20 protein-coding genes are annotated in these 26,339 nt (G+C 60.9%); 9 read left to right on the top strand and 11 right to left on the bottom strand.

Annotated elements, in window-relative coordinates:
* Positions 1 to 388 precede the first annotated feature (388 nt).
* A complete protein-coding gene (locus AB7951_RS00850; RefSeq protein WP_120287381.1) occupies positions 389 to 1,390 on the bottom strand; it encodes a 2-dehydropantoate 2-reductase in 1,002 nt (333 codons plus the stop codon).
* Positions 1,391 to 1,523: 133 nt separating this feature from the next.
* Between AB7951_RS00850 and AB7951_RS00845 the strand changes: the two genes are divergently transcribed.
* Together AB7951_RS00845 and AB7951_RS00840 are read left to right on the top strand one after the other, a co-directional pair.
* Complete coding sequence (locus AB7951_RS00845) at positions 1,524 to 2,153, top strand: YidB family protein (protein ID WP_089267854.1); 630 nt, start codon at positions 1,524 to 1,526, stop codon at positions 2,151 to 2,153.
* Between the two features lie 27 nt (positions 2,154 to 2,180).
* Complete coding sequence (locus tag AB7951_RS00840) at positions 2,181 to 2,450, top strand: GlsB/YeaQ/YmgE family stress response membrane protein (protein WP_120287382.1); 270 nt, start codon at positions 2,181 to 2,183, stop codon at positions 2,448 to 2,450.
* A gap of 74 nt (positions 2,451 to 2,524) precedes the next feature.
* Here the strand turns inward: AB7951_RS00840 and AB7951_RS00835 are convergent, their stop codons facing one another.
* Complete coding sequence (locus tag AB7951_RS00835; RefSeq protein WP_120288042.1) at positions 2,525 to 3,310, bottom strand: SDR family oxidoreductase; 786 nt, start codon at positions 3,308 to 3,310, stop codon at positions 2,525 to 2,527.
* 256 nt (positions 3,311 to 3,566) lie between these two features.
* Here AB7951_RS00835 and AB7951_RS00830 point away from each other — a divergent pair, with 256 nt between their 5' ends.
* From AB7951_RS00830 to AB7951_RS00820, 3 genes are read left to right on the top strand one after another with little or no spacing between them, the layout of a single operon-like run.
* Positions 3,567 to 4,631, top strand: coding sequence for an acyl-CoA dehydrogenase family protein (locus AB7951_RS00830; protein ID WP_120287383.1), 1,065 nt, complete (start codon positions 3,567 to 3,569; stop codon positions 4,629 to 4,631).
* A 28-nt stretch (positions 4,632 to 4,659) separates the two neighbouring features.
* Positions 4,660 to 5,820, top strand: coding sequence for an acyl-CoA dehydrogenase family protein (locus AB7951_RS00825; RefSeq protein WP_120287384.1), 1,161 nt, complete (start codon positions 4,660 to 4,662; stop codon positions 5,818 to 5,820).
* Positions 5,821 to 5,845: 25 nt separating this feature from the next.
* Positions 5,846 to 6,652 carry an enoyl-CoA hydratase/isomerase family protein gene (locus AB7951_RS00820; RefSeq protein ID WP_120287385.1) on the top strand — a complete coding sequence of 269 codons (807 nt, stop codon included), beginning with the start codon at positions 5,846 to 5,848 and terminating at the stop codon, positions 6,650 to 6,652.
* A 77-nt stretch (positions 6,653 to 6,729) separates the two neighbouring features.
* On the opposite strand, the gene AB7951_RS00815 is transcribed toward AB7951_RS00820, so the two are convergent.
* The 4 genes from AB7951_RS00815 to AB7951_RS00800 form a co-directional block, all read right to left on the bottom strand.
* Positions 6,730 to 8,856: an acetate--CoA ligase family protein gene (locus AB7951_RS00815; protein ID WP_120287386.1), complete on the bottom strand. Its 2,127-nt coding sequence runs from the start codon at positions 8,854 to 8,856 to the stop codon at positions 6,730 to 6,732.
* 109 nt (positions 8,857 to 8,965) lie between these two features.
* The gene (locus tag AB7951_RS00810) at positions 8,966 to 9,733 is read right to left on the bottom strand and encodes a hypothetical protein (RefSeq protein WP_120287387.1); all 768 of its coding nucleotides are present in this window, start codon (positions 9,731 to 9,733) and stop codon (positions 8,966 to 8,968) included.
* Positions 9,730 to 10,518 carry an enoyl-CoA hydratase gene (locus AB7951_RS00805; RefSeq protein ID WP_199711977.1) on the bottom strand — a complete coding sequence of 263 codons (789 nt, stop codon included), beginning with the start codon at positions 10,516 to 10,518 and terminating at the stop codon, positions 9,730 to 9,732. Before AB7951_RS00805 ends, AB7951_RS00810 begins: the two co-directional genes overlap by 4 nt.
* Before the next feature lie 55 nt (positions 10,519 to 10,573).
* Positions 10,574 to 11,779, bottom strand: coding sequence for an ABC transporter substrate-binding protein (locus AB7951_RS00800; RefSeq protein WP_120287388.1), 1,206 nt, complete (start codon positions 11,777 to 11,779; stop codon positions 10,574 to 10,576).
* A gap of 195 nt (positions 11,780 to 11,974) precedes the next feature.
* On the opposite strand from AB7951_RS00800, the gene AB7951_RS00795 reads away from it, so the two are divergent.
* Together AB7951_RS00795 and AB7951_RS00790 are read left to right on the top strand one after the other, a co-directional pair.
* Positions 11,975 to 12,760 (top strand): thermonuclease family protein, encoded by a 786-nt coding sequence (locus AB7951_RS00795; protein WP_120287389.1) that lies wholly within the window; start codon positions 11,975 to 11,977, stop codon positions 12,758 to 12,760.
* 32 nt (positions 12,761 to 12,792) lie between these two features.
* Positions 12,793 to 14,325 carry a M48 family metalloprotease gene (locus tag AB7951_RS00790; protein ID WP_120287390.1) on the top strand — a complete coding sequence of 511 codons (1,533 nt, stop codon included), beginning with the start codon at positions 12,793 to 12,795 and terminating at the stop codon, positions 14,323 to 14,325.
* A gap of 83 nt (positions 14,326 to 14,408) precedes the next feature.
* On the opposite strand, the gene AB7951_RS00785 is transcribed toward AB7951_RS00790, so the two are convergent.
* From AB7951_RS00785 to AB7951_RS00765, 5 genes are all read right to left on the bottom strand, one after another.
* Positions 14,409 to 15,473: a CarD family transcriptional regulator gene (locus AB7951_RS00785; protein ID WP_414717033.1), complete on the bottom strand. Its 1,065-nt coding sequence runs from the start codon at positions 15,471 to 15,473 to the stop codon at positions 14,409 to 14,411.
* 259 nt (positions 15,474 to 15,732) lie between these two features.
* Positions 15,733 to 16,071 carry a ferredoxin FdxA gene (gene fdxA, locus AB7951_RS00780; protein ID WP_068730400.1) on the bottom strand — a complete coding sequence of 113 codons (339 nt, stop codon included), beginning with the start codon at positions 16,069 to 16,071 and terminating at the stop codon, positions 15,733 to 15,735.
* 151 nt (positions 16,072 to 16,222) lie between these two features.
* A complete protein-coding gene (locus AB7951_RS00775) occupies positions 16,223 to 16,492 on the bottom strand; it encodes an RNA-binding S4 domain-containing protein (RefSeq protein WP_089267756.1) in 270 nt (89 codons plus the stop codon).
* Positions 16,493 to 16,540: 48 nt separating this feature from the next.
* Positions 16,541 to 20,023, bottom strand: coding sequence for a helicase-related protein (locus tag AB7951_RS00770; RefSeq protein WP_441255645.1), 3,483 nt, complete (start codon positions 20,021 to 20,023; stop codon positions 16,541 to 16,543).
* A 515-nt stretch (positions 20,024 to 20,538) separates the two neighbouring features.
* On the bottom strand, positions 20,539 to 21,498 hold the full coding sequence (locus AB7951_RS00765; RefSeq protein ID WP_441255644.1) for a DUF3108 domain-containing protein: 960 nt from the start codon (positions 21,496 to 21,498) through the stop codon (positions 20,539 to 20,541).
* 372 nt (positions 21,499 to 21,870) lie between these two features.
* Here AB7951_RS00765 and rpmB point away from each other — a divergent pair, with 372 nt between their 5' ends.
* Complete coding sequence (rpmB, locus tag AB7951_RS00760; protein WP_089267758.1) at positions 21,871 to 22,173, top strand: 50S ribosomal protein L28; 303 nt, start codon at positions 21,871 to 21,873, stop codon at positions 22,171 to 22,173.
* A gap of 167 nt (positions 22,174 to 22,340) precedes the next feature.
* Entirely contained in the window at positions 22,341 to 26,039 is a 3,699-nt protein-coding gene (locus tag AB7951_RS00755; RefSeq protein WP_093757517.1) for a DEAD/DEAH box helicase, read from the top strand.
* The last annotated feature ends 300 nt before the right edge of the window (positions 26,040 to 26,339 follow it).

Genomic DNA, 26,339 nt, shown 5'->3' with positions numbered 1-26,339 from the left:
TCAAATCACGCGGCCTTCTATACTAAAGATGTCGCGAATGACATAGCCCCTGATGTCACATCATGATGTCTAGTATTGAACCAGCCGTACTCCTGCGAGCCTTCTTCACGACGCGAACTGCTACTCGTCTGCGAATAACGGGCTAAAAGACGCTTTACATCTCATTTACTGAGAATTCACCGACGCGTATCCGCAATTGATATTTAACGGATAATCATCGGCTTGATGCGAATGCAACGGATAATGGTACCATCGCATTGACCGGCAGACGCAATTGGAGCATTCGGATAGTTGAGTCCGCCGATAGTAGCCGAAATGATTAGTAACATTCTCGTAATGATAGCGCCGAAGCCGGTCCAACACTCCCTTCAGCTCAATCAATTTCACGCTAACTGCGAATCTGATCTGGCGTGAGTGCGGGCGATCCCCTGCCTGACGTCTCTGCGTGCTTGATCAGTGTCATCACGCGCAGCGATAGCGGAGCCGTGATCTGATATTTCGCCGCCAGCTCAACGACGACACCCTGCAAATAGTCAATCTCGGTGCGTCGATCGCGCTGCAGATCCTCCCACATGGACGAGCGCGCATTTGCGTCGATCTTCATCGTCCGCCCGAGCAGCATATTGAACAGGCCGTCAGGTAGCCGCAGCAAATGCGGCGTTAGTCGCGCAGGGATCGGCGTCGCCGAGATGGGCTTGATACCGGCGACTTTCAGAACGGCCAGGCCTTCCGCCATTTGATCGGCGAATAACGAGCGCCACGCGCGCTGTGCAAGCTGCGACCGCAGCGGTATATCCGACAGCGCATTGAGCGCGTTGTTCAAATTGACCAGCAGCTTACCCCACTGGACACCGACGATATCGTCGCTCGCAAGGACGGCAAGATGCGGCACGGATAGCTCCGAAGCGGTATCGGCCCCATCGCGTTCGACGACGATGTTTCCGGACGTTGCGCGGTGAACATGACCATCGTCCTTTGCGATGACATTAAATGGCACCATTCCGCCGAGGATACGGCGCCCGGGCAGAGCTGCGCGGAGGACCCCAACATTGCCGACGCCGTTCTGCAGGCTGACGACGATCGCGTCTTTCGCAGCATAATCTGCGATCAGCCTCGCCATCTCCGCCGTATCGCCGCTCTTGACCGCGACCAGAATAATCTTCGCCTCGCTCATGATGGTGGGGTCATCCGACAGCCGCAGCTGGCTGGGGGCGAGACGTTGATCAAGTCCCTCGAAGCTCGTCAGCCTCAGACCGTGCCCCTCGATGCGGTCCACGATGCGCCGCCGCGCCAGTATGGCGACGTCGCGGCCGACTGCCGCCAGGATGCCACCCACGAAACAGCCGATACTGCCGGCACCGGCGATACAAATGGGCCGCGTTTCGATCACGTCATCTCCCGTTCATCCAGCATCCGTTACTAGCAAAATGCCGCAGCGCTGCCTATCGGCGGAACCGACGCGCCTTGTAGGCGTCATACCGCGCAGCTATGCTTTCGCCGGGCTGGCAGGACAGGAGATGATCATGGGTTTGCTCGACATTCTGAATGGCATGGCCAACGGGCCGCGTGGCCCCAGCGATCCCGACGACAAGAGCGGCGGCATGTCGCCGATGACGATGGCGATCCTCGCGCTGCTCGCCTACAAAGGCTACAAGCACTTCACTGGTAGCCAACCGGCGGCACAGGGGCACTCGCAAGAAATCCCGCCGCCAAATACGACGCAGGCCAGCGCGCAAGATAGCGGCCTTGGTGGTATGCTTGGCGGCCTCCTCGGCGGAAATTCTGGCACTGCAGCAGGCGGTGGCGGTCTCGGCGACCTTCTGAAGGGCCCGCTCGGCGGTCTGTTGGCGGGCGGTGCCGCCGGCAGCGTGCTCAGCGGTGGCCTCGGCGACCTGCTTAAGCAGTTCCAGCAGAACGGCCATGGCGACGCCGCGGATTCCTGGGTCAGCTCCGGCCCGAACAAGCAGATCTCGCCTAATGATCTCGGCGCCGCACTTGGCGCGGATCAGATCGCGCAACTGACGTCGCGCACCGGCATGTCCCGCGAGCAGCTTCTCGCGGAGCTGAGCAACGAACTGCCCGATGCCGTTAATCAGTTCACACCGCATGGCCGGCTACCCACGGAAGACGAAGTTAAGTCCAGCTGGGTTTAACGCGCACTTAGAAGAGGGGATATTGCTATGATCTGGATTCTCGTTGTGGGCTTTGTCGCAGGCATTATCGCCCGCCTTCTGTCACCGGGGCCAAACAATCCCAGCGGCTTCATTCTGACCACTATCCTGGGTATTGCCGGCGCATTCCTGGCGACGTTCATCGGCCAGCAGATCGGCCATTACGGCCCGAACCAGGGTGCCGGCTTCATCACTGCCACGATCGGCGCCCTGGTGGTGCTGTTCATCTGGAACAGGCTGGTCGCCCGCAACATGATTTCGGATCCGGGCAATCGCTGATCTCCGAGCAATCGAGAATGAAAAAAGCCTCGGGCATCACCCGAGGCTTTTTGCTGTTTGACGCAGGCTTCCGATCAGGCCAGCAGATGCATGCCGGCATCCATCCGCACCAACTCGCCCGTCATATTGCTCGATGGCGACGTGGCGAGGAAGCAGATCAGGGCGGCGACGTCCTCCGCGGTCGAGGCCACCTTCAGCGGAACTCGCGCGATCACGGCATCGCGAACTTTGGCAGCGCCGTCCGCACCGCGTCCCTTGGTGAACCATGGCGTATCGATATAGCCAGGGCAGACCGTATTGACGCGGATCAACGGAGCCAGTGCACGGCCGAGCGACAGCGTCATCGAATTCAGCGCGCCCTTGCTGGCGGCATAGGCGACTGACGAACCGCCGCCTGTGATACCGGCCATCGACGAGACATTGACGACGGCCGAGGCGCGACCCGACGCCTTGGCGCCGGCTTCGAGCAAGGCGCGCGCCGCACGCACCATCTGATAGGGCCCGATCGTGTTGACCGCGTAGATGCGCTGGAAATCTTCCGCGGAAAGGCCATCGAGATCGTGATGCGGCACATGCTTGGTCATGCCGGCATTGTTGATCAGCGCATCGATCCGCCCCCAGTGCTGGGCGACCGCGACGATGTTCTTGCAATCATCGTCCTTCGATACGTCGCCTTGAACCACGATGACTTCGGTTGCACCCGCATCGCGACACAGCTCGGCAGTGGCTTCGGCTTCCTTCTGACTCGACGAATAGTTGATGACAATACGGGCGCCGTCCTTGGCGAGAATGGCCGCAGTCGCCGCACCAAGCCCCGATGCCGACCCCGTAATCACGACGCACAAACCGTCACTTGCCATCTGCATTTCCTCTGCTTGTTCTGCCGCTGATGCGATCTACCATAATGCGGTCGCGCTGGTATACAACGCGGCACAAGTTCGCTTTGCGGAATTAAATTGCGCTGCACCAACACATCATGCCGCCACCGCAGGCCCCTCTGCGGCCAGCCCGCTTGTCTTCCTTCCGCCTTTTCCGCATCATGAATGCAAGAAAAGTGGCAGCGCCCATGCCCGGCATTCCCTGCCGAATGAGATGCGCTAGCACACGGGGAACGCCTTGACGGACGCAGACAATATCGTTGCGGAAACCGCGGAACGTATTTTCGCCGATCTCGCTGACGCACAGACCATCAATCACGACAAGAACGGCAGCTGGAAAGCGCCGCTCTGGCAGGCACTGACAGATGCTGGCCTGCCGCTCTCATGGGTGCCTGAAGAGTGCGACGGCTCCGGCACCAGCATGGCCGAAGGTTTCAGTGTCCTCAGCGTCGCCGGCCGCGCCGGCGTTGCGGTGCCGCTCGCCGAGACCATGCTGGCGGGCTGGCTGCTCGCGCAGGCCCAGATCAAATCGCCCGAAGGCATGATGACCGTCGCGCCGGCAAGCCCGCGCGATCGCCTCACGCTCAACGCCAATGGTACAATTACCGGCCGCGCGCGCGGCGTGCCGTTCGCGACGGATGCGAAACACATCGCCGTCGTCGCCTCCGGCACCGGCGGCGCCTCTATTGCGCTGGTGGACGCCAGCGCCTGCCGGATTGAGGCTGGGCTCGGTCTGGCCGATGACCCGTCCGACACAGTGCATTTCGACGCTGTGAAGCCGGTGACCCTTCAATCTGCACCATCGGGCTTCGATCAGAACGCGCTGTTGCTGATGGGCGCACTCGTGCGCAGCCAGCAGATTGCCGGTGCACTGGAAACCATGCTCAGCATCGGCGTGAACTATTCTGGCGAGCGCGTGGCGTTCGAAAAGAAGATCTCGAAGTTCCAGGCGGTGCAGCACAATCTGGCGAAACTCGCAGGCGAAACCTCAGCAGCCCTCGCCGCTGCCAGCTCCGCGGCTGACGCCTTCTCCAGCGGCGCGCCGCTCGATGACGCACTCTTCCTCGAGGCCGCCGCTGCAAAGATCCGTTGCTCCGAGGCCGCCGAAAAGGGCGCCGCCATCGCGCATCAGGTTCTTGGCGCCATCGGCTTCACGCAGGAACACATCCTGCATCGCTACACGCTGCGCGCATTGGCATGGCGCGATGATTTCGGCAGCGAGAGCTACTGGGCGGTCGAGCTCGGCAAACTGGTCGCTGCGCGCGGCGCCGACGAGCTATGGCCACTGGTTACGTCGCGCTGATCGAACACAAGAAACGAGATCCTTTCACATGACTGCAGCCCTTCGTTTCGATCCGATCCGCCTGCCGCCCGAATGCGAGCAGTTGCGCAAGGAAGTCCGCGCGTTCCTCGCCGAGGAAATCGCCGCTGGCACTTTCGATCCGCACAAGCCCCAGCGCGAGGACTCGGACAATCCCGAATTCAGCAAACGCGTAGGTGAGCGCGGCTGGCTCGGCATGACCTGGCCCAAGAAGTATGGCGGCCACGAGCGCTCGTTCCTTGAACGCTACGTTGTTACCGAAGAGATGCGCGTGGCCAACGCGCCGGTGCGCCGCTTTTTCGTCGCCGACCGCCAGAGCGGCCCGGTGCTGCTGAAATACGCCCCCGAGCACATCAAGATGGACATCCTGCCGCGCATCTGCCGCGGCGAGGTCTGTTTCTCTATCGGCATGAGCGAGCCGAATTCGGGCTCCGATCTGTTCGCTGCCAAGACCAAGGCCACCAAGACCGACGGCGGCTGGCTCATCAATGGCAGCAAGATCTGGACGACCTCGGCGCATATGGCCGACTACATGATCGCGATCTTCCGCACATCGGCCCCGACCAAGGAAAATCGCCGCCACGGATTGACGCAGTTTCTGGTCAATATGAAGAAACCGGGCATTACGGTGAACCCGATCGCGCAGATCACCGGCCAGTACGAATTCAACGAAGTCGTGTTCACCGATCACTTCGTGCCGGACGACCACATGCTCGGCGAGATCGACAGCGCCTGGAAACAAGCCACCAGCGAGCTCGCTTATGAGCGCTCCGGCCCCGAACGTTTCCTTGAAACCTATTACGTGCTGACCGAGCTGGTTCGCGCCGTCGGGCCGAAGCCGGACACTCGCAGCGCCGAAGGCATCGGCCGCCTCGTCGCACAGCTGCACACGATGCGCCGCATGTCGGTGTCGGTGGCTGGCATGCTGCAGGCCGGCAAGGAGCCGGTGGTGGAAGCGTCCATCGTCAAGGATATCGGTACGATCTGGGAGCAGCAGCTGCCGCATCGCGTGCGCGAACTCGCAGCCTTCGTCGACGACAACGCCTCGAACCACGCCACGCTGGACGAAATGCTCGGCTTCGCCATCAAGACGGCACCGAAACTCACCATTCAGGGCGGCACCACCGAAGTCCTGCGCGGCATCATCGCGCGCGGACTTGGTCTGCGCTGATCCATCCATTCAACAGAGAGCCATCATGACCACCTACAAAGACATCGGCGTCGAGACCCGCGGCCACATTGCGATTATCGAGATTCGCAAGCCGCCTCTGAACTTCTTCGACATCCTGCTGATCCAGCAGATCGCCAACGCGCTGGACGAGATCGATGCCAATCCCGAAATCCGGGCGACGGTTCTGTGCGCGCAAGGCAAGGCATTCTGCGCCGGCGCCGATTTCAGCGACCCGAACCGCAAGGAGACCGAGGCAGCCGCCAAGAGCGGCGACCCCGCCGACAATCTCGGCTCCATCGGGCATCTTTATATGGAAGCCGTACGCATCTTCCGCGCCAAGAAGCCGATCGTCGCCGCCGTACAGGGCGCGGCCATTGGCGGTGGCCTCGGCCTCGCGGTGTCGGCCGATTTCCGCGTCGCCTGCCCGGAAACGCGCTTCGCTGCCAATTTCACCAAGCTCGGCTTCCATCCCGGCTTCGGCCTGACGGTCGCGCTCACCGAAGTGGTCGGCAAGAACAATGCGGAGTTGATGTTCTACACCAGCCGCCGTGTGGGCGGAGAGGAAGCCCTGAAGATGGGCCTCGCCAATGTGCTGGTGCCGCGGGCCGAGGTCCGCAACGCCGCCATCAAGCTCGCCGAGGAGATCGCCGAATGCTCGCCGCTCGGCCTGCTCTCGACCCGCGCCACCATGCGCAACGGCCTCGCCGACCGCGTCGCCAAGGCGACGGAGCACGAACTCGCCGAACAGACGCGCCTGCGTAAGACAGAAGATTTCAAGGAAGGCGTTGCGGCGACTGCCGAACGCCGGGTGCCGAACTTCAAGGGGCGCTAAGTCCCCGTCGGGTTTGTTTTTCAAACCTCACTTGGAAATGGCCGGGTTCGCCCGGCCATTTTTATGTCATGGGCACTCTAGTCTTTCCGCACCACCAACGCATCGACGATGGTGGTGCCCTCGCCCGCCGGATGCACCAGTACCGGATTGAGTTCGATCTCGGCAATCTCGCCCTTGAACTGAGCTGCGAGCTGCGAGAGCTGCGCAATCAGCTCCGCCGCCGCCGACACGTCGGCCTTCAGCGCGCCGCGAAAGCCGTTCAGCAACGGCGCAGCCTTGAGTGCGCCTAGCATGGAAGCAGCCTCAGCGGCACTCACGGGCGCCGGGCGATAGACCACGTCCTTGAACAATTCCGCCGTCACTCCACCAAGGCCGACCATCACCATCGGCCCAAAGGTCTCGTCCAGTAGTGTGCCCACGATGATCTCGACACCCTTCCTGGCCATCGGCGAAACGAGCACGCCCTGCAATGCGGCCTGCGGTCGGTGCTGCCGGGCGCTGGCGGTCAGAGCATCATAGGCAGCTGCGGCTTCATTCTTCGTGGTGATACTGACCCTGACGCCGCCAACCTCGCTCTTGTGCGGAATGTCGCGCGACTGGATTTTCATCACCAGCGGGAAGCCTATCTTGGCAATCGCTGCATCCAGCGCCGATCTGTCGGCAACAAGAACCTCGCCTGGCAGCGCGACACCCGCAATCTGCAGCAGCATCTTGCTGTCATACTCGGAGAGCGTCGGCGCGGTCAGATGCTCAACTAAATCGTTCGGCGCAACGATGGCTGTTGCGACCGGATCTGCCAGCCTGAACCTAGCGTGATCGACCAGCCGCCGCAGTGCGACACTCACGTGAGTCAGCCCGGATAACACGACCACGCCGGATTCGGCGAGACCGGTGCGCGCGAAGTTCGACGGTAGCGTATAGGACCAGAACACGATCGGTTTGTTCTGCGCAGCAATGACGGGCTTCAGCTCCGGCGTCTTGAACGGCATCCGCGTCTCGCTCGACAGCGAGATGACCACCAGGATTGCATCGACCTCGTCAGATCTGTCGAGCAATTCAATGGTCTTTTGCAGCCCGCCGCTGTGCACTGCCTGGGCCGTGATATCGATCGGATTGCACGGCGACCCGTAGGACGGGATCAACCCGCGAATCGTCGCCTGAACGCCGTCCGACAATTCGGGCACCTGCAGCCCCTGCACCGACACCGCATCAGCGCCCCAGATACCTGCGCCGCCCGAGACGGTGACGACAGCGACGCGGTCGCCCTTCGGCAGCGGCGACGTGGTCAGCACGGCGGCGATGGTCACCGCTTCGTCGAGATCGTTGGAGACGATGAAGCCATAACGCGCGAACACCGCATCATAGGCGGCCGTCCAGCCCGCCATGCTGGCGGTATGCGAGGCTGCTGCGCGCCCGCCAGCACCGGAGCGGCCGACCTTTACGACGATGACCGGCTTGCCGAGCTCCGCTGCCTTGCGAGCCGCGGCGAGAAATTTGTCGACGTCGCGAATGCCCTCGATGAACAGCAGGATCACGTCGGTTGCCGTATCCTGCACCATGTAGTCGAAGAATTCGCCGGCGCCGAGATCGGACTCGTTGCCGGTCGAGATCACGGTGCTCAGAGCAATGCCGAGCGACTTGGCGCGGTTATAGATCGCAAAGCCGATGCCGCCGGATTGTGCGACGATGCCGATCCGCTTCGTGGTAGCGGCCAGCGGTAGCTGATCCGGCCTTACATCAACGGTTGGGCTGAAGGTCGCGGCAATGCCGGCAATCTGGTTGTAATACCCCTCCGCATTCGGTCCGGAGATCCGCATTCCCGTGCGCTTGGCCAGCGCCGCGATGGCGTCCTGCATCGCGATGGAATCGCCGCCTTCCTCGGCAAAGCCGGAGGAGATGATGATGGCGTGTTTGACGCCGAGCGTCGCGCACTCCTCAAGCGCGCCGAGCACGACACGCGCAGGAATGATCACGATGGCGAGATCGATCGGCTGCCCGATGGCTGCGATGCTCGGATGGCACGTCAGCCCATCGATATCCGGATAGTTCGGATTGACCGGATAAATCGCGCCGGAGAACTGATTCTTGCGCAAAAAGGAAAGAAGCAGGCCCGGGATCTTCGTGACATCGCGAGAGGCGCCAATGATGGCGATGCTGGATGGATTGAAGAACGAGTCCAGCGGATGCGGACGTGTCACTGTCATGGCGTTTCCGGTTTATTGTTGTTGCCGTAGCGTTTCCGAGCGAAGTGGATACCGGTTCGCATGAAGGAAACGCGTCAGAAAAGAAGGGACCGTGCGGCGATTGCCGCGATCACGCAACGACGCGAAACGTGACCCCGGCCAGCAGAAATGCATCCCCGGCGCAGGGACATCCGCGTGCCCGTGCGCTGCCGAGCACCTGTGCGACGTCGTTGACGCGAAAAGTGATCCCGGTCATCGCTTCGCTCTTACCCTTGGCGAAGCGCAAACAGCCGTTCGTGAACGCGATCTGCGGATCGTCGTTGCGGGCCGAGGTCAGCGGCACGCCGATGATGTTGCTCCAGTGCTGCGCCAGATCGTAATGGTCCGGACTCTGCAGCTCGACCTCGGTGAGCGCGCGCGTGATGTCGTGGCGGATCGCCTCCTGCCAGTCCGGACCGGCCGGCGGATACGGCCCGAAATCGTCGTCGCTGTCTTTGGTGTGATTGAACTCGATGAAGGCGGCCCGGCAATCGCGTGGATGCAATTGCACGCCGTGATAGGGCGGATGATCGATCACATTGGCGGTGCGCACGCCGATGTTGGCGGCGAAGCGCCCACGCTCGTCGGGATCCTCGCAGGACAGGATCACCATATAGCCGCCGCGCCCGCCGGATTTCTCCATGAACCGCCCAGCCGCCGTGCCCGGCTGCGTCGGCGCGACCACTTCGAGCAACGTCGCCTCAACGGGCATCAGTGCATTTTCAAGCCCGTATTTGCCGACATGAGGATCGCGGTAGCAGACATTGAGGCCAAGAATGGCCGCGATATCGCTCACCACTGGCTCCAGATGCGGAGCGACCAGACAAACTTGCCGCAACCGCATCCGGCTCATGGTCATTGCCCCTTGAAGACCGGCTTGCGCTTCTCGACGAAGGCCTTGGCGGCCTCCTTGTGATCGTCGGTATCGCTGCAGCGGGTGTGATGGATCGCCTCGCCGTCGAAACAGGCTTCGAGCGTCATCGTCTCGGCATTGTTGATGTTGGTCTTGATATAGCCGTAGGTGATGCTCGGGCCCTGGGCGAGTGACATCGCCAGGTCGCGCGCCGCTGTCTCCACCTCGGCGTCATCGACGACCTTGGTCACCATACCGAGCGCCAGCGCTTCCTGTGCGGAGAGCACCGGCGACATCAGATAGAGCTCGCGTGCCTTGGCGCTGCCGAGCATCTTGGTCAGGAAATAGGTGCCGCCATAATCACCGGAGAAGCCGACCTTGGCGAAAGCCGTGGTGATCTTCACCGATTTGCTGGCGACACGAAGATCGCAGGACAGCGCGATCGAAAGACCAGCGCCTGCGGCCGCACCGTCGAGCTGCGCCACCACCGGCTTCGCCATCTGGTGAAGGATCCGCGACACTTCCATGCCGCGGCGCAGGTTGGCGCGCTTGGCCTCGAACGGCAGCGGCGCGCGACCAGCCGCCATCGATTTGACGTCACCGCCGACGCAGAAGGTGCCGCCCGCGCCCTTGATGAGCACGGCGCGGACGTCGTGATCTTCCTGCGCGCGGCGTGCTGCCGCAACCAGGCCCTGTGTCATCTCCGGATTGAGCGCATTGCGCCGATCCGGACGATTCATGGTGATGGTCAGAAGACCGTTGTCGAGGTCCTGCAGGACGATGTCGCTCATGATTGCGCTCCTTGTTGTTGTTCTTGATCGTCCGGCAAGCTTCAAGCCCCGACGATTACTTTTTCACCAGCGGACAGCGCGAGGCTTCCAGCGGCTGAAATGCCTGCTCTGCGGGAACGGTCGCGAGCAGCTTGTAGTCGTCCCAGCGGCCCTTGGATTCCGACGGCTTCTTCACCTCGAACAGGTACATGTCATGCACCATGCGGCCATCCTCGCGAATCCGGCCATTCTTGGCGAACATGTCGTTAATCGGCGTCTCCTTCATGAGCTTCATGACCGGAGCCGAGTCCGTGGTGCCGGCGGCCTTCACGGCCTTGAGATAATGCAGCACCGATGAATACACGCCTGCCTGGGCCGATGTCGGCACGCGCTTGGTGCGCTCCTGGAAGCGCTTGGTGAACGCGCGCGTCTCGTCATTGAGATCCCAATAGAACGCTTCCGCCAAGATCAGGCCTTGGGCGGTATCGAGACCGACGCTGTCGATGTCGGAGATGAAGGCCAGCAGCGGCGACAGTTTCTGTCCGCCGCTCCGCGTCAGGCCGAACTCGGCCGCCTGCTTGATCGCGGTGATCGTATCACCGCCAGCATTGGCGAGGCCGACGACCTTGGCTTTGGAGCTCTGCGCCTGCAGCAGGAAGGACGAGAAATCCGACGTATTCAGCGGATGCTTGACCGATCCCAGCACCTTGCCACCGGCCTTGGTGACGACAGCCGTGGTGTCTTTCTCGAGATCCGCACCGAATGCATAATCCGCGGACAGGAAGAACCAGGTGTCGAGACCATTTTTCACGGTGGCGAGACCGGTCACATTTGCCTGCGCGTAAGTGTCGAACACATAATGCACGGTATAGGGGCCACAGGCCTCGTTGCTGAGGCGGATTGAGCCTGGACCGTTGAAGATGATGATCTTGTTGCGCGCGCGCGCGATTTCACTCGCAGCCAGCGCGGTCGCCGATGCCGCAACGTCGATGATCGCCTCGACGCCCTGATTATCAAGCATGTCGCGTGCGATGTTGGCGGACAGATCAGCCTTGTTGAGATGGTCAGCAGCAACGATCTCGATCTTGCGGCCCAGCACTTCACCGCCGAAATCTTCCGCGGCCATCTTGGCTGCGGTCTCGCTGCCGACGCCGGTGATATCGGCATACAGACCCGACATATCGAGAATGGCGCCGAGCTTCAGCGGCTTGGTCTGCGCTATGGCACTTGTTGCCGCGAACGCCATTGCTGACGCCAGCAGACCTGAAATGATCTTCTTCAAAAATCCCTCCCTCGGACGCGCCGTTATTGTTCGTGCGCGGTGTTGTTGTTATCGCGATCATGCCGCAACGGAACAACAGCGGCAAGCGGCGGCGCTGCCAAGAATAGCTGCAAAGACATCAAGGTTTTCCGCAAAGCGGAATGGATTGCTGGCTATGATAGACGAGAGGTTGACCGGAGCTCGCAAGGTGGCGTGATGCGTGCCGCATCTGCAAAGTGTGACTTGTCGCATGCCGCAGCGCTGTGGCTGGCAATCGGCATTTCAACGTCCGCGCAATCTGCGTCGGCGGCCTGCATGTTCGCCGCGCAGGGCGAAGGTCGTGTCGCCGACGTGATCGATGTCAGAACATTGCGTTTGAGCGACGGCAACGTGATCCGTCTGGCGGGGATCGAGCCGATCGCAAACTCATCAGGGCCGACGAATGATCTCTTCGCACTGGCCTCCGGCCGTGATGTCACCTTGTACGGCGAAAGCGACATGCCGGATCGCTACGGCCGGCAACCGGCTTTTGTCTTCGTCGATCCCGCTGCGCCGTCGCTCCAGGCGCAGCTTCTGGCACAGGGCGCCGCCCTCGCCTCCGGCACGATTTCCGACAAGGCCTGTGCGGCGGAACTCGTCGCTGCAGAAGGCTTGGCCCGCCGGCTGAAGCGCGGAATCTGGGCTCAAACCAACGTCATAAAAAACGCGGAAAGTCCCGGCGATATCTTGGCCGATGTGGGGCGTTTCGGGGTGGTCGAGGGGCGGGTTCTGTCGGTTCGCCAGGCCGGGACGGTGACCTACGTCAATTTCGGGCGTCGCTGGACTGAGGACTTTGCGGTGACCGTTTCAAGGCGCATGATAGCCGCCTTCGAGACGGCAGGAATTATGCTTAAGTCCCTGGAAAGACGACATATTCGCGTTCGGGGATGGATCGAGAGGCGCGGCGGGCCGCGGATCGAGGCGCTCGGGGTGTGGCAGATCGAAGTGGTCGGGGACAAGTAGGCCACTTGGGCAGCAAGATCGCTTGAGCGAAGATGATTTGGGCGAATGGGCTGTTTGGGCAGAGAGTGGACGACGTGACGGGTGTGGGACGGCAAACCAGCTTGAGCCGCCGCCTTTGGGCTGCGCCTGTTGTGCTGTGCGCCGCGCTCGCTCTATCGGCCTGTGGCGATGCCAGCCGGTTCGAGGCCGCCTCGTCGGTCAAGCCGACGGTGCCGGCCAAGCCGCCGAAGCCTGCCGTGGTGCAGACCCCGGCCGCCGAGAAAGAACACGAGCGCATCCTCGCATCCTATGGCGGCGCCTATGACGACCCGCGGCTGGAATCACTGATCACCAAGACCGTCGATCGGCTGGTCGCTGCCTCTGAGCGACCGGACCTCGCCTACAAGGTCACGATCCTCAATTCCGGCGCCGTCAACGCCTTCGCCCTGCCGACCGGACAACTCTATGTCACGCGCGGCCTGATCGCGCTGGCCAGCGATACATCCGAGATTTCATCGGTGCTGTCGCACGAGATGGCGCATGTGCTGGCCAAACATGCGTCTATCCGCGAGGAGCAGGCACGGCAGGCATCGATCGTCACGCGCGTCGTCACCGATATGGGCAGCGATCCCGATCTCACTGCGCTCGCGCTCGCCAAATCCAAACTGACAATGGCGAGCTTCTCGCGCGCGCAGGAATTCGAAGCCGACGGCATCGGCGTAGGCATCTCGGCCCGCGCAAAGTTCGATCCCTATGGCGCGTCGCGCTTCCTCGCGGCGATGGAGCGTAACGCGGCACTGAAGGCCAGCCGCACGCCGCTCGATCCCCGCGCGCAGGACTTCCTCTCGTCGCACCCGGCGACGCCCGAGCGCGTGCAGAATGCGCAGGCCAATGCGCGGCAATATTCTTCGCCGGACGGTGGCGAGCGCGATCGCGAGACCTATCTCACGGCCATCGACGGCATCGTCTATGGCGAGGACCCGAGCGAGGGCTTCGTGCGCGGCCGCCGCTTCCTGCATCCCAAGCTCGGCTTCACCTTCCAGGCGCCAGAGGCCTTCACCCTCGACAATACGGCGCAGGCGGTGATCGGCGTGCGCGAGGGCGGCAATCAGGCCATGCGCTTCGACGTGGTCCGCGTACCATCCGAACAGACGCTGAGCGACTACCTCAATTCCGGATGGATGGAGAATGTCGACAAAGCCACCACGGAAGAGCTGACCATCAACGGCTTCCCGGCAGCGTCCGCCATCGCGCGCGGCGACCAGTGGCAATTCCGCGTTTACGCGTTGCGCTTCGGCAGCGATGTCTACCGCTTCATCTTCGCTGCCAAGCAGAAGAGCACCGAGAGCGAACGCAACGCCCGCGACACCGTCAACTCGTTCCGCCGCCTGACCCTGGCCGAGATTCAGGCCGCCCGTCCGCTGCGCATCAAGGTGATCACCGTGCAGCCCGGAGACACCGTGGAGTCACTGTCGCATCGCATGAGCGGCGTCGATCGTCCACTGGAGCGCTTCCGCGTATTGAACGGGCTCGAGAACAATGCCAGCGTGAAAGCCCGCGACCGCGTCAAGGTCGTGGTGGATTGAGATCCACCAAGTACTTTCTCATAGACAACAAAAAAGCCCGGCCTCTCGGCCGGGCTTTTCGTATTCAACTTGCGAGACGCTGCTTATGCAGCCTCGTCCGCGGCGGCGACATCGTCGTCACCATCGCTGTCGGCCTCGTCAGCACCGGCTTCGGCGCCTGCCTCGGCCTTGGCGCCACGGCGCGGGCTCTTGGCGAGCTGGCCTTCGATCTCCTTGACCGCTTCGGTCTCGGTGACGTGCTGAACCACAGCGATTTCGCGCGACAGACGATCGAGAGCTGCTTCATACAGCTGACGTTCGCTGTAGGACTGCTCGGGCTGCGAGTCGGAGCGGAACAGATCGCGGACCACTTCGGCGATGGCAACGATATCGCCCGAGTTGATCTTCGCTTCGTATTCCTGTGCGCGGCGCGACCACATGGTGCGCTTGATGCGGGCACGGCCCTTCAGTGTCTCCAGCGCGCGCTTGACCAGCGCCGGCTCGGACAGCTTGCGCATGCCGACATTCGCGACCTTCGCGGTCGGAACGCGCAGGGTCATCTTGTCCTTCATGAAATTGATCACGAAGAGTTCAAGCCTGGCGCCTGCAATTTCCTGCTCTTCGATGGCGAGGATCTGGCCAACACCATGCGCCGGATAGACAACGAATTCGTTGGTCTTGAAGCCCTGACGCTGGGTCAGTGGCTTCTTCGGCTCTTCGACGCGCGGAGCCGCAGCGGGCGCCGGCTTGGCGGCCACGGGCTTTGCAGCAACCTTGGCAGCTTCCTTCGGCGCAGCAGCCTTCACAGCGGGCGCAGCAACCGGAGCCTTGGCCACAGGAGCCTTCGCAGCCGTCTTCGGCGCAGCAGGCTTGGCGGCAGTGGTCTTCGAAGCAGCAGCCTTCGGGGCAGGTTTGGCAGTCTTGTTGGGCATTGCACTTCTTTTATTTTTGGAGGACTTTTCAGCCGCAGCCTTCGCGGCGGTCCGGGTGTCCTTGACAGGAGCCCGGGCACGGCCTTTGGTGACAGAATTCTTCGCAGCAGGACCCTTCACAACGCGGCTCGCCGCAGTTGTTTTCTTGGAAGCCTTCGGATCCAAAACCTTCGAAGCAGTAGCCTTCTTCGAAACAGCAGCCTTGGAAACACTCTTTTTACGCGTTTTCTGTGACACAGCCTGCGCGTGGAAACCGCCACGCCCCTGTTTGATGTTTAAACGGGAACCCGGCAGGGCCAAATCGAGCGGCACCACATGGTCCAGCTTCTTGAATTGTGCCTATTATAGCACATTTCCCGCAAAAATCAATGATTTATGCCCTGTCGCGGCCGCTCGGCGGGCGCTTCCGGGGCATAATCGGGGCTAGGGTAAATTTCGTGTGGCTGGGGGTATCGGGGTCACCCAATCAATTGCTTGATCACTGTGACCGGGGAACTCAGTCGCCCTTGCCAGGCGCCGCCGAGAAATACTTCTCGTATTTGCCTTCCTGACCATCGAATTCCTTGGCTTCGGGCAGTTCGTCGATTTTCTGGGTGATGTTCGGCCACGTCTTGGCGTGTTCCAGATTGATCTGCAGCCACTTCTCGATATTGCCTTCGGTATCGGGCTTGATCGCGTCCGCCGGGCATTCGGGCTCGCAGACACCGCAATCGATGCATTCGTCCGGATGGATGACCAGCATGTTTTCACCCTCGTAGAAGCAGTCCACGGGACACACTTCGACGCAGTCGGTGTATTTACATTTGATGCAATTGTCGGTGACGACGTAAGTCATCCAGAACTCCGGAAACGATCGATATTCAATGTTTGCGTAGCGCACCAACCCCGCTGCCGCAAGGGATGCAGCCGGCATAGGTCAGGGCATTTCGACCAAGGAAAAAGCCTGCCACGAAACCATCGTTGGACGCGGCATCCAGCCTAGATAGTTACTCCGGAAGGTGTTGCAAATCGGTATAGAGCACACGCGCCGCAGTGGCATCGCCACGCCGTTCCGAGAAGCCCTCGACCTTCATCACCCGCACGGTGCGATCCAGCGCCACCGTGAGCACGTCGCCGATCTTCACACCATGGCCCGGCGATTTCTCGCGCTCGCCATTGATGCGAACCTTGCCGCCTTCCACCAGCGCAGCGGCACTGGTGCGGGCCTTTACCACCCGCGCGTGCCACAGCCATTTATCGAGACGCTGGCGCTCCAATCAGCACACCACCAAATGGCGGCTCGGTGCCGCCTTACATGACCTGCATCAATCCTTGCGGCCGCTGAGCTGTTCCTTGAGCGCGGCGAGTTTCGCGAAGGGGGAGTTCGGATCGATCGGACGGTCCCGTTCGCGCGGTGCGGCCGATGTGGCGAATGGACGGGTCGCCCCGCCGCGGTCGTTGCCACGGCCCTCACGGCCCTTGTCGCCGCCCTTGAAGGGGCCTTTGCCCTTGCCCTGGAAGCGTTCGCGCTCACGCGGCGGACGGCCACCATCGCCCGGCTTGTTGTTGTCGCGGTTACCGCGATTGCCACGGTTCGGCGCACCTTCGGCGGAGACCGCGGCGGCCGGTGCATCGCTGCGCGGACGGCGGAACTCGTTGTTATTGTTGCGATCGCGGCGGCCCTGGCCACCCCGATCATTACCGTTGCGGTCATGCCGCTCGCGCTGCGCACCATCGGCCGCGGCGCCTTCGGCGGGAGCCGACTGCGCAGCGCCCTGCAGGGCGTTGGTATTGCGATGGTGGCGGTTGCGGTCGTGGCGCGGCGGACGGCGTTCTTCCGAACGGCCACCCGGGCGCCAGACTTCGACCAGTTCGGGCTCGGCAGCGACGGCAGGCGCCGCAGCGGCGTCGCCCTCGGCAGGCGCAGCAGCATCGGCCACTGCAGCAGGTGCGGTCTCGGCAACAGCCCCGGTTTCGGCAACGGCCGCAGCGGGCTCTGGCTGCGCTTCGACGGAAGCTGTCTCTTCAACAGGCGCCGCTTCGGGCTCGGTGCTCGGTACCAATGCGACTTCGGGCAACAGCGATGCAGACGGCACGGCTGCAGCTTCCTCGGCCGGGGCCGCTTCGGTCGCAACCTCGGCAGGTGCGACATCCGTAGCCGCGATCTCAGCCGTCTCAGCCGTCTCAGCGGCAGCCTCGACCGCAATGACATTGTCCTCACCGGGCTTGTCGGACTCGGCAAGTCCCACCAAGGCGTCGGACTGATCGCCGGTGTTGTCGTCTGCCTTGGCCTCAATCGGCGTCGTCGCAGCAACCGGCTTCGGCGGTGCCGGCGGCAGCGGCGCCTTCTTCTCCATGCGATAGCCCAGGGCACGCAGGATCGAGGCGAAATCTTCGCCGGCCGAACCAGTGAGCGAGGTCATCGCCTGCGTCACCACAAAGTGGCGGCCATCGAAAGCACCGGCGGGCTTCTCGCCCGGCGAGGCTTCACGCCACGCCAGCGCGGGACGGATCAGATCGGCAAGACGTTCCAGAATGTCGACGCGCACCGCGCGCTCGCCGCACTGGCGATAGCCCAGCACGCGATAGGCATCGCGATCGAGCAGCTTGTCGACCGGGAAGGATGTACGGCCCGACCCTGCGAGGTGCTGTGCGCTCGACAGCGCCGACATGTCGACATTGTCCTGCTTCAACGCCCAGAGCAGCGCCGCGAGCGAACGCCCCGCAGGCTTCAGCAGACCGGGAATATAGATGTGATAGGCGCCGAAGCGGACGCCGTATTTGCGCAAGGTCGCGCGCGACGGCTGATCGAGATCCTTCATCTCGGTCGCGATCTTCTGCCGCTCCAGCACGCCCAGCGCTTCAGTGAGCTGGAACGCGATGCCGCGTGCGATACCGGTGATGTCTTCGGCCTTGGTGAGATCGAACAGCGGCCCGAGCAGCTTCTCGATATGCGTCTTCAGCCAGAGATCCAGACGGGCCTGAACCGCATCGCGCGGCGCGCCGGAGAGGCGCTCATCGGCGATGATACGCAGGCGAGGATGCAGGACATCGTCGGCTGCGACCAGACGGGCCACCGCGTCGCCGGTCCAGCGCATGGTGCCGTCGGAGGCGAGCACGAACTGATCGTCCGGCGCGTTGCCGAGTTTCTCGGCGCGCGCGTCGATCTCGCCGGCCAGCGCCTTCAGCGCCGTGGCCTGCAAGGCCTTCGCATCCGAGCCAGCCTCGGCCGCATCGGGCAAAAATGTAAATCCGTCGAGACGGCCAATTACATGGCCCTCTACGATCACTTCGCCCGTCTTACCAATTTCAGTATTCAGCATCGTGTTTTCCCGCAAGCGGCGCATCAATACACTGGTACGACGATCAACGAAACGCTCAGTGAGCCTCTCATGAAGGGCATCTGACAGTTTATTTTCCAATTCGCGCGAAATTCCCTGCCAATGATCCGGATCTGAGAGCCAATCGGGACGATTTGCCACGAATGTCCAGGTCCGGATTTGCGCGATTCGGCCCGATAATGTGTCGATATCGCCATCGGTTCGGTCCGCTTGCGCGATTTGAGCGCCAAACCAGGCATCGGGGATGCGCCCACGCTGCATCAGGAAGTTGAAGATAGTGACTACCAGCTCTGCGTGTGCAGCGGGCGCGATGCGGCGGTAATCTGGAATCTGGCACGCATCCCACAGTTTCTCGACGGCGGCCTTGCCCTGCGCCATTTCGCGCACGTCGACGTCACGGACGGCATGATCGAGCACGCGCAGGTCCTCGGCGATCGGCGCACGGGTCAGCGCCTCGTGGCGCGGCACCTCCGCCAGCGACACCTGCAGCGACGCGATCGACGAGAAATCCAGCTTCGAATTGCGCCACTGCAGCACCTTCACCGGCTCGAAGATGTGGTTCTGCAACTGATTGACGAGCTCCGGCTCGAACGGCTCGCAGCGACCTGTGGTGCCGAAAGTGCCGTTGCGCGTGGCGCGGCCGGCGCGGCCGGCGATCTGCGCGAATTCGGATGGCGTCAGACGGCGGAATTGATAGCCGTCATATTTGCGATCGCTGGCGAAGGCGACGTGGTCGACGTCGAGATTGAGGCCCATTCCGACCGCGTCGGTTGCCACTAGGTAGTCAACGTCACCATTCTGGAACATCGCGACCTGCGCATTGCGGGTGCGCGGCGACAGCGAGCCCAGCACCACCGCAGCGCCGCCGTGCTGGCGCTTGATGAGTTCGGCGATGGCGTAAACTTCGTCGGCGGAAAATGCGACAATCGCTGTCCGGCGCGGCTGCCGCGTGATCTTGCGATCGCCGGCGAATTCCAGATGCGACAGACGCGGCCGCGTGACGATGCTGGCGCCGGGCAGCAGCCGCTCGATGATCGGGCGCATGGTGGCGGCGCCAAGCAGCAGCGTCTCGTCGCGGCCGCGGCGATGCAGGATGCGATCGGTGAAGACATGGCCGCGCTCCAGATCGGCGGCGATCTGGATTTCGTCGACGGCCAGAAACGACACGTCGAGATCCCGCGGCATCGCCTCGACGGTGGACACCCAGTAGCGCGGCTTGGCGGGCTTGATCTTCTCCTCGCCGGTGATCAGCGCCACGGCTTCGGGGCCGACGCGGTCCAAAATTTTATTATAGACCTCGCGCGCCAGCAGGCGCAGCGGCAGGCCGATGATGCCCGACGAATGCGCGAGCATGCGCTCGATGGCGAGATGGGTCTTGCCGGTATTGGTGGGGCCGAGCACTGCAGTGACGCCGGCGCCGGGGGCCCTGCCGTTGGACAGCGTGGGCGGAGAAGACAAAAAGGCCATGTTTTTCAGATATTTCCGCGTCGCCGACTGTCAAGACCGAGACAGGTTACGACGCTTCAGAGCCGCGCTTTTTGATGGTTTGGAACGAGTCCGGAACGAAAGCGGCCCGAATCGGTGACTCGGCACCTCCCTGGCCGCATCACCCCAACATCTCGCGCTGACATTCTCCGAGACTGACTAGATCAAGTTTGTGACAGCGCAACAAGGGCCGACAAATCCCCGAAGTTATGAACAGCGCACGGACTCCGAACCGGCTTTGAGTCAAGCCGGGATCCTGCGCAAATCCTGCGGCGCGTTTGCGACGATGCTGCGATGGCGCACTTTGTCTTGCGGCATCCTTGCGGCAGCGTCCCGTCTCGGTCCCTCATGGTGAGGAGGGCGGCTTCGCGCGTCTCGAACCATGAGCTGGCGGGGCCAAGACCCGTCACCATCCTTCGAGACGCCGCGCAAGGGCGCGGCTCCTCAGGATGAGGCCGGTGTGTGGAGCCGCCTCCTTTAGAACTTGCCTCGTTCTCTCAGTTCGTCTTGGCCACGGCCTTGGCCGGCGCGGGGGTGGTGACGAATTCGGTGGCTTCCAGCATGGCGACGCCAAGCGGGGTCGGCACCACCATGCGATACGGCACTAGCACGCGGGTTCCGGCGATCGGCACCAGAGTCACTTCGATATTGCGCTGGGCGGCGAGATATTTGATGGCGGCGCGGTCGGGCACATAGCCGGCGATCGGCGTGAAATAGACGGCGCAGACGATGGCAGGCCCGCGATAGCCCTTCTCGGCCTTCACGCTTTCCATGCGCTTGTAGTCGAGCTTGAGATCGTAGCGCATGCGGCCGTCGAAGATCGACGCGGCGGTGCGGCACGAATCCGGCGTCAGCAATTCGCCGGTGCCGCCGACGCGCATCAGCGAGCCGGTCATCGGATCGATCACGTTACGGCGATGCGCATCGGTGATCGGAATCTTCTCGGGATCGAGCGGCGGCTCCGGCTCGATGGAGAACTCCTTCACATAGCCCGGCGTGATCAGCATCTTGATCGTCTCGGACTTCTTCGCGGAGGTGGTGACGGCCTGATAATTCGACGGCACCAGCGCGCCCGCAACCACGCGGCCGGTGGACTGGCCGGAGCCCGAGCCGCCGGCAAATGCTTTCAGCAGACCGGCGGTGCCGCCACTGGCGGTCGCGGAATACTGGTCTTCATTGATGTCGATGGCCCACTGGCCCTTGCCCACCGCAATGCCGGCGAGGCTGGCTTCATATTTGGCCTCGAGCTTGCCGCCGGCCAACACCGCTTGCGCGGGGGCCTGAACCGGCACGGCGGCCGGGGCCTGGCCTTGCGTCTGGCTTTGGATCTGGCCTTGCACCTGCGCCGAGGCGTCCACCGGCAAAACCGGCAGCATCAGGCCCGCGGCGACGGCGAAACGCGCGCCAAAGCCCGCAAATCGTACTCTTGCGGGCGCGGCGGTCCGCGCGGTCGTCACCGGTCGGGTCACAAAGCGGGGCGTGCGAAGGCTCACTTGCTGATATCACCTGGTCGGCGATCCCCGGCCAAAGGCGCAGGGCCGCATCGCTGAATTCGGCTGGAGCGACCTGTTTCCGGCCCGAATACGTCGTTTATATGATGGGAACCGCGCCAGATTCCATGTGGTTTCCGCTGTTAGGACGGGCTATACAGCCCCCGAAAGCGCAGGCTTTTGCCGGTTTTGCCGCGACTTTCGCTGGCCGGATATCTTGACGATCGCGGCCAAGCCCCCTATACGTCCGCCACTCCTGAAATGGACGTGATTTTTGACCCCCTGCCCGGCTTTGGGCTCTTCGCCTTTTAGCTGCGGGGATGACAGAGGATTTTCGCCATGTCTCGGCGCTGTGAACTGACACTGAAGGGCCCCCAGGTGGGCCACAAGGTGAGCCACTCGAACATCAAGACCAAGCGCCGGTTTCTGCCGAACCTGGTCAATGTGACCTTCCTGTCCGACGTGCTTGGCCGCGGCGTGCGCCTGCGCGTGTCGGCCAATGCCGTGAAGTCGGTCGACCACCGCGGCGGCTTCGATGCCTATCTGATCAAGGCCCGCGAGAGCGAGCTGTCGCAGAAGGCCGTGCTGCTCAAGCGCGCCATCGAGAAGAAGAAGGCCGAGACCGCAGCAGTCGCGGCCTGATCGCTTCGATCAGACTTTAGGTTTTAGAATACAGAACGGCCGGATCGCGAGATCCGGCCGTTTTTGCGTTTGGGATTAAACGACGCCAACTTGAGCCGACCTCGCACTTGCCTGTGGATGCGCAAGTAAGCATCCTGCGGTTGAACCGAGCTGGAGTATCGGACTGAATGGACATAGCGTCGGAATTTCATACGAAACTCCTGAGCCGTAAGAGAAGCGCTGAGGAATACCGCGTCTATCGAGCAGGTCTCGAATGGGATTTGACTGATCCAATTGTAATAGACGGCCCCGAAGATTTTAAATCCACACAAGGCTGGCGCGACAGGCTTACGCCATATCGCCATCAGGTCAGCAACCTCGTCACCTTTTGTCGACGTCTGCCGGTCACTCTGCTTGCTGACGACGTCGGCTTAGGAAAAACAATTAGCGCCGGACTGATCGTCAGCGAACTGAAGGCGAGGTCTCGTCTATCAAGAATCTTGATCGTTTGCCCCAAGATACTGGCACAGCAATGGAAGGAGGAACTTGAGGCAAAATTTGATATCTTGGCGCAGATTGCAATTGGGAAAGAGCTTCTAGAAGAGCCTGCCGAAGAGACTGTTGCGATCATTACTACCTACAACTCTGCGAGATTGTACCTCGAAAGAATTCCCGAGGATCGCTTTCAGATGCTGATCCTCGATGAAGCACACAAACTTCGCAATTTATATGGCACCAAGAAGCCGCCCGAAGTTGCCAAGCAATTCAGGAAGGCCCTAGACGCTCGGCGCTTTCGCTTTGTTCTGATGCTGACTGCTACGCCCATTCAAAATCGCCTGTGGGATCTTTACTCACTAGTGGACTTGCTGACCGTGGCCAGGGGGCACGACAACCCCTTCGGAAGCCCGGGCATGTTTGCCCGGCGCTTCATCGCGGATGATAGAGAAGATGCCCGCGAGCTAAAGCACGAGGCGCGTGAGGAATTTCGTTCGATCGTCTACGGCTATATGTCTCGGGTACGACGAGGAGACGCTCAACTCTATTTCCCGGACCGTAAAGTCTTGATGCATAAAGTTGATCCGACGTCAGCAGAACTTGAGCTCATCAAGACAATCGCCAAACCAATACAAAAGCTCAACAAGCTAACTCAGATCTCAATTTTACAGGCGCTTACAAGCAGCCCCGAAGCCTTGATGGCGCAATTACTAAATATGGCGCGCAAAGGCACTGTGCCGGCCGATTTGGCCGCCGCAGTGAAAAGCATTGTCACAACAATGCCTCCAACTGCCAAACTTCTAGGTCTCGGTGGCCTCATAGAAAAACTTAAAAAAGAAAGTCCAGCAGACTGGCGACTTGTGATCTTTACGATCCGCCGCGAGACGCAAACAACTATTCAGAATTTCCTTGAACAGAAGGGACTGACGGTCGGGATAATTAACGGAGACTCTGGAGAACGCAATCAAGAGACGATCAATCGGTTTCGCGCCGACCCACCGAGCTGCAGAGTCATCGTTTCAACCGAAGCGGGCTCTGAGGGCGTGAATCTTCAGGTCGCAAATGTACTCGTCAACTACGACTTGCCTTGGAATCCAATGATTGTGGAGCAACGAATAGGCCGTGTTCAGCGCCTAGCTTCCAATCATGCTTATGTGAGCATCTATAATGTTACGCTACGCGGCACCTTTGAAGAATATATCGTTGGACGCCTCATGGAAAAGCTCCAGATGGCCGCTCACGCAATTGGCGACGTCGAGGCACTACTTCACGGATCTGATATCGGAGAAGGCGATGACGACAATGGAGAAGGCTTTGAGGAGCAAATACTTAAATTGGTCCTCGCCGCGCTAGCAGGAAAAGACACCGATAAGGCAACGCGCCTTGCAGAAAAGAGCATTGAGGACGCCAAAGCCGAATTAGAACGCGAGGAGGCCGCGATCAGTGAAATGCTCGGCAGCATGGATGGTAGCGAGTACGTAGGGCCTCGATCTCCCAGCCTGCCTCCAACTCCCCACACAATGGGCGCTGAAGAGTTCACTCTAAAAGCACTCGATGTAGTCGGAGTTCGACTTACACCCCATCCAGCAGGATTGTTTCTCGCTGAGGAGAATGCGGGCCGCGAGTACATACGTTTTCAGGAACAGACAACGGCAAACCTGAAAAGCACATTTTATGGCCCAGGAGCGCCAGCGTTCCAACGCCTCGTTAGCAGGCTTGTAGCGTCGGGGGTGCATGACGTTGAAGATCTAGACATAGACCCGGCTAAAGCTTGCGACGACACCGCCTCCGCTTGGGCTGAAACATTCGGCGGAACAAAGACTTCTACCGAGATTGGAAAAATCACGCGCGTATTTAATGGAACCGCAGTGATCCGCGTTAGAGCGACTGTTGCTCACGATAGTTATGAACGATTGGTCGACGTCGCCTGCTTACACGAAGACGCATATACTTCGAGGGGCCGCACTGCGCTGGCGCCCTTGCCCCGATCTTTCGAGAATCCCAATGAACTCGGGCTATTGATAGAAAAATTAGAAACCGCTGCTAGCGGCGACGAGCACATCTCAGAATTCTGTCGCTTTTACCTAGAGCGCCGCGAGCAAGAAACAAAATCGTCGAAAGACGAGCGCAAACGAAAGAAGCTGCAAGACGAATTTACCCCGCGACTAGAAATGATGCTGGTTGGCTTAGAGGGTAAGCTCCATAGAAAAATTGAGGTTAAGACAAGCTACAGATTTAACTCCGGACCGGATTACGAGAGTGAGATCACGATCACCCCACACAACAAGGTTGTGGCAGGAGCCCCTCAACTAGCTCTGTGTTCAAAATCAGGAAAAACCGTTCCGAATTCTTGCATATCGAAATGCGACGTAACCGGTGCTGAGGTCTTGAGCCACCTACTCGAACGATCCGAGGTCAGCGGTCGTATGGCGCTTCCAGAATTCATGGTGACATGCGGCGTAACAAATAAACGCATTTTAGCCGACGAGGCTGAAAAGTCGGCCATCTCCGGACAGTTCGTTCGCTCTGACCTCCTCAAGGTTTCCGCGCTCAGCGGGGTCAAAGCCGAACCAGAGCATTTTGAGGTATGCAACTTCACGAAGGACAATGTGTTGCGCGATGAGATCGCAAAGAGCGAGATATCGGGCCAAAACTACCGTGTCGATCAGAAGAAAATATCGGCCGTTTCAGGGAGAAGTGGGCACAGCACCGAGTTCGTTGTTTGCCACGAGACCCGACAGCCAATCACGCATGATGAATCTGAAAAATGCGAAGTAACCGGGTATGCTGTTAGACTAGGCGTGCTGGAACGATGCGAGGTTACAGGAAAGAAGGTTTTACCCATTGGCCTCGGCCGTTGTGACATTACCAGCAAACGAGCATTGAAACGCTTCTTAGTGAATAGCAGCATCTCGCAATGTCGGGTTCTAGAAGAAATTGCAGTCAGATCGGCCGCATCTAAATTTTGCGCGCCCAGCGAGGCAAAGATCTGCGTGTGGAGCGAACGAAAGACGCACCCCGACGATATTCGTGACTGCCAGCTAACCGGCTTACCAATCCATGTTGAGTATATTGACGAAGCTGGCCAGCCCCGCTTGAGACCCCTCGCGGAAATTCTGGATGGTGTGCGGCGAAACGCCGAGGAAGCTCATGTATGGAGCAACGTTTCTGAGCGCGTTGCCAATGCCATTGGCGGCGGAAAGTGTATCATTGAGGCTGCAGTTCGTTCACCCAGCGGTCGACATCTAGCTGCTTGTTCGCAGGTCAAGACGATGATGGGGCTGCGCGTTCATCACGTGGGTGCCATCTTTGAGCTATCCACCAATTCTATCGTTGGACGCGTAAGTTCTGGAAAACGGAATCGAAATAAGTGGATCGAAGTAGAACGCTAGATCCATCAAGGGTAACTCCGCTTCCCCCACAACATCGTCTCATTTCCCCCGGAAACGCGGCGACGCGAGCATCGTTCTTAACCCGGTTGCGCCGCACGGGGCGCGCGCAACTCACGGCTCTTATCGCAATCAGAGAATCGCCTCAAAGCCCTTCCGGGGGATGACATCGAGCAGGACGAGCGTCGGTCCTTTCGGACTTTCCGTGCCGCGCTCAAGCCTGGAGACATAGCCGACTGTCAGCTTCAGGTTAGCTTGCAAACACTGCCCGGCTGAGATTGGCCTGCTCGCGAAGTGCCTTGA

The organism is Tardiphaga sp. 285_C5_N1_2 (genome assembly GCF_052076065.1).
Lineage (GTDB): Bacteria > Pseudomonadota > Alphaproteobacteria > Rhizobiales > Xanthobacteraceae > Tardiphaga > Tardiphaga robiniae.
The sequence above is the reverse complement of the archived record's forward strand: the minus strand, read 5'-3'. Positions and strand labels throughout refer to the sequence as shown.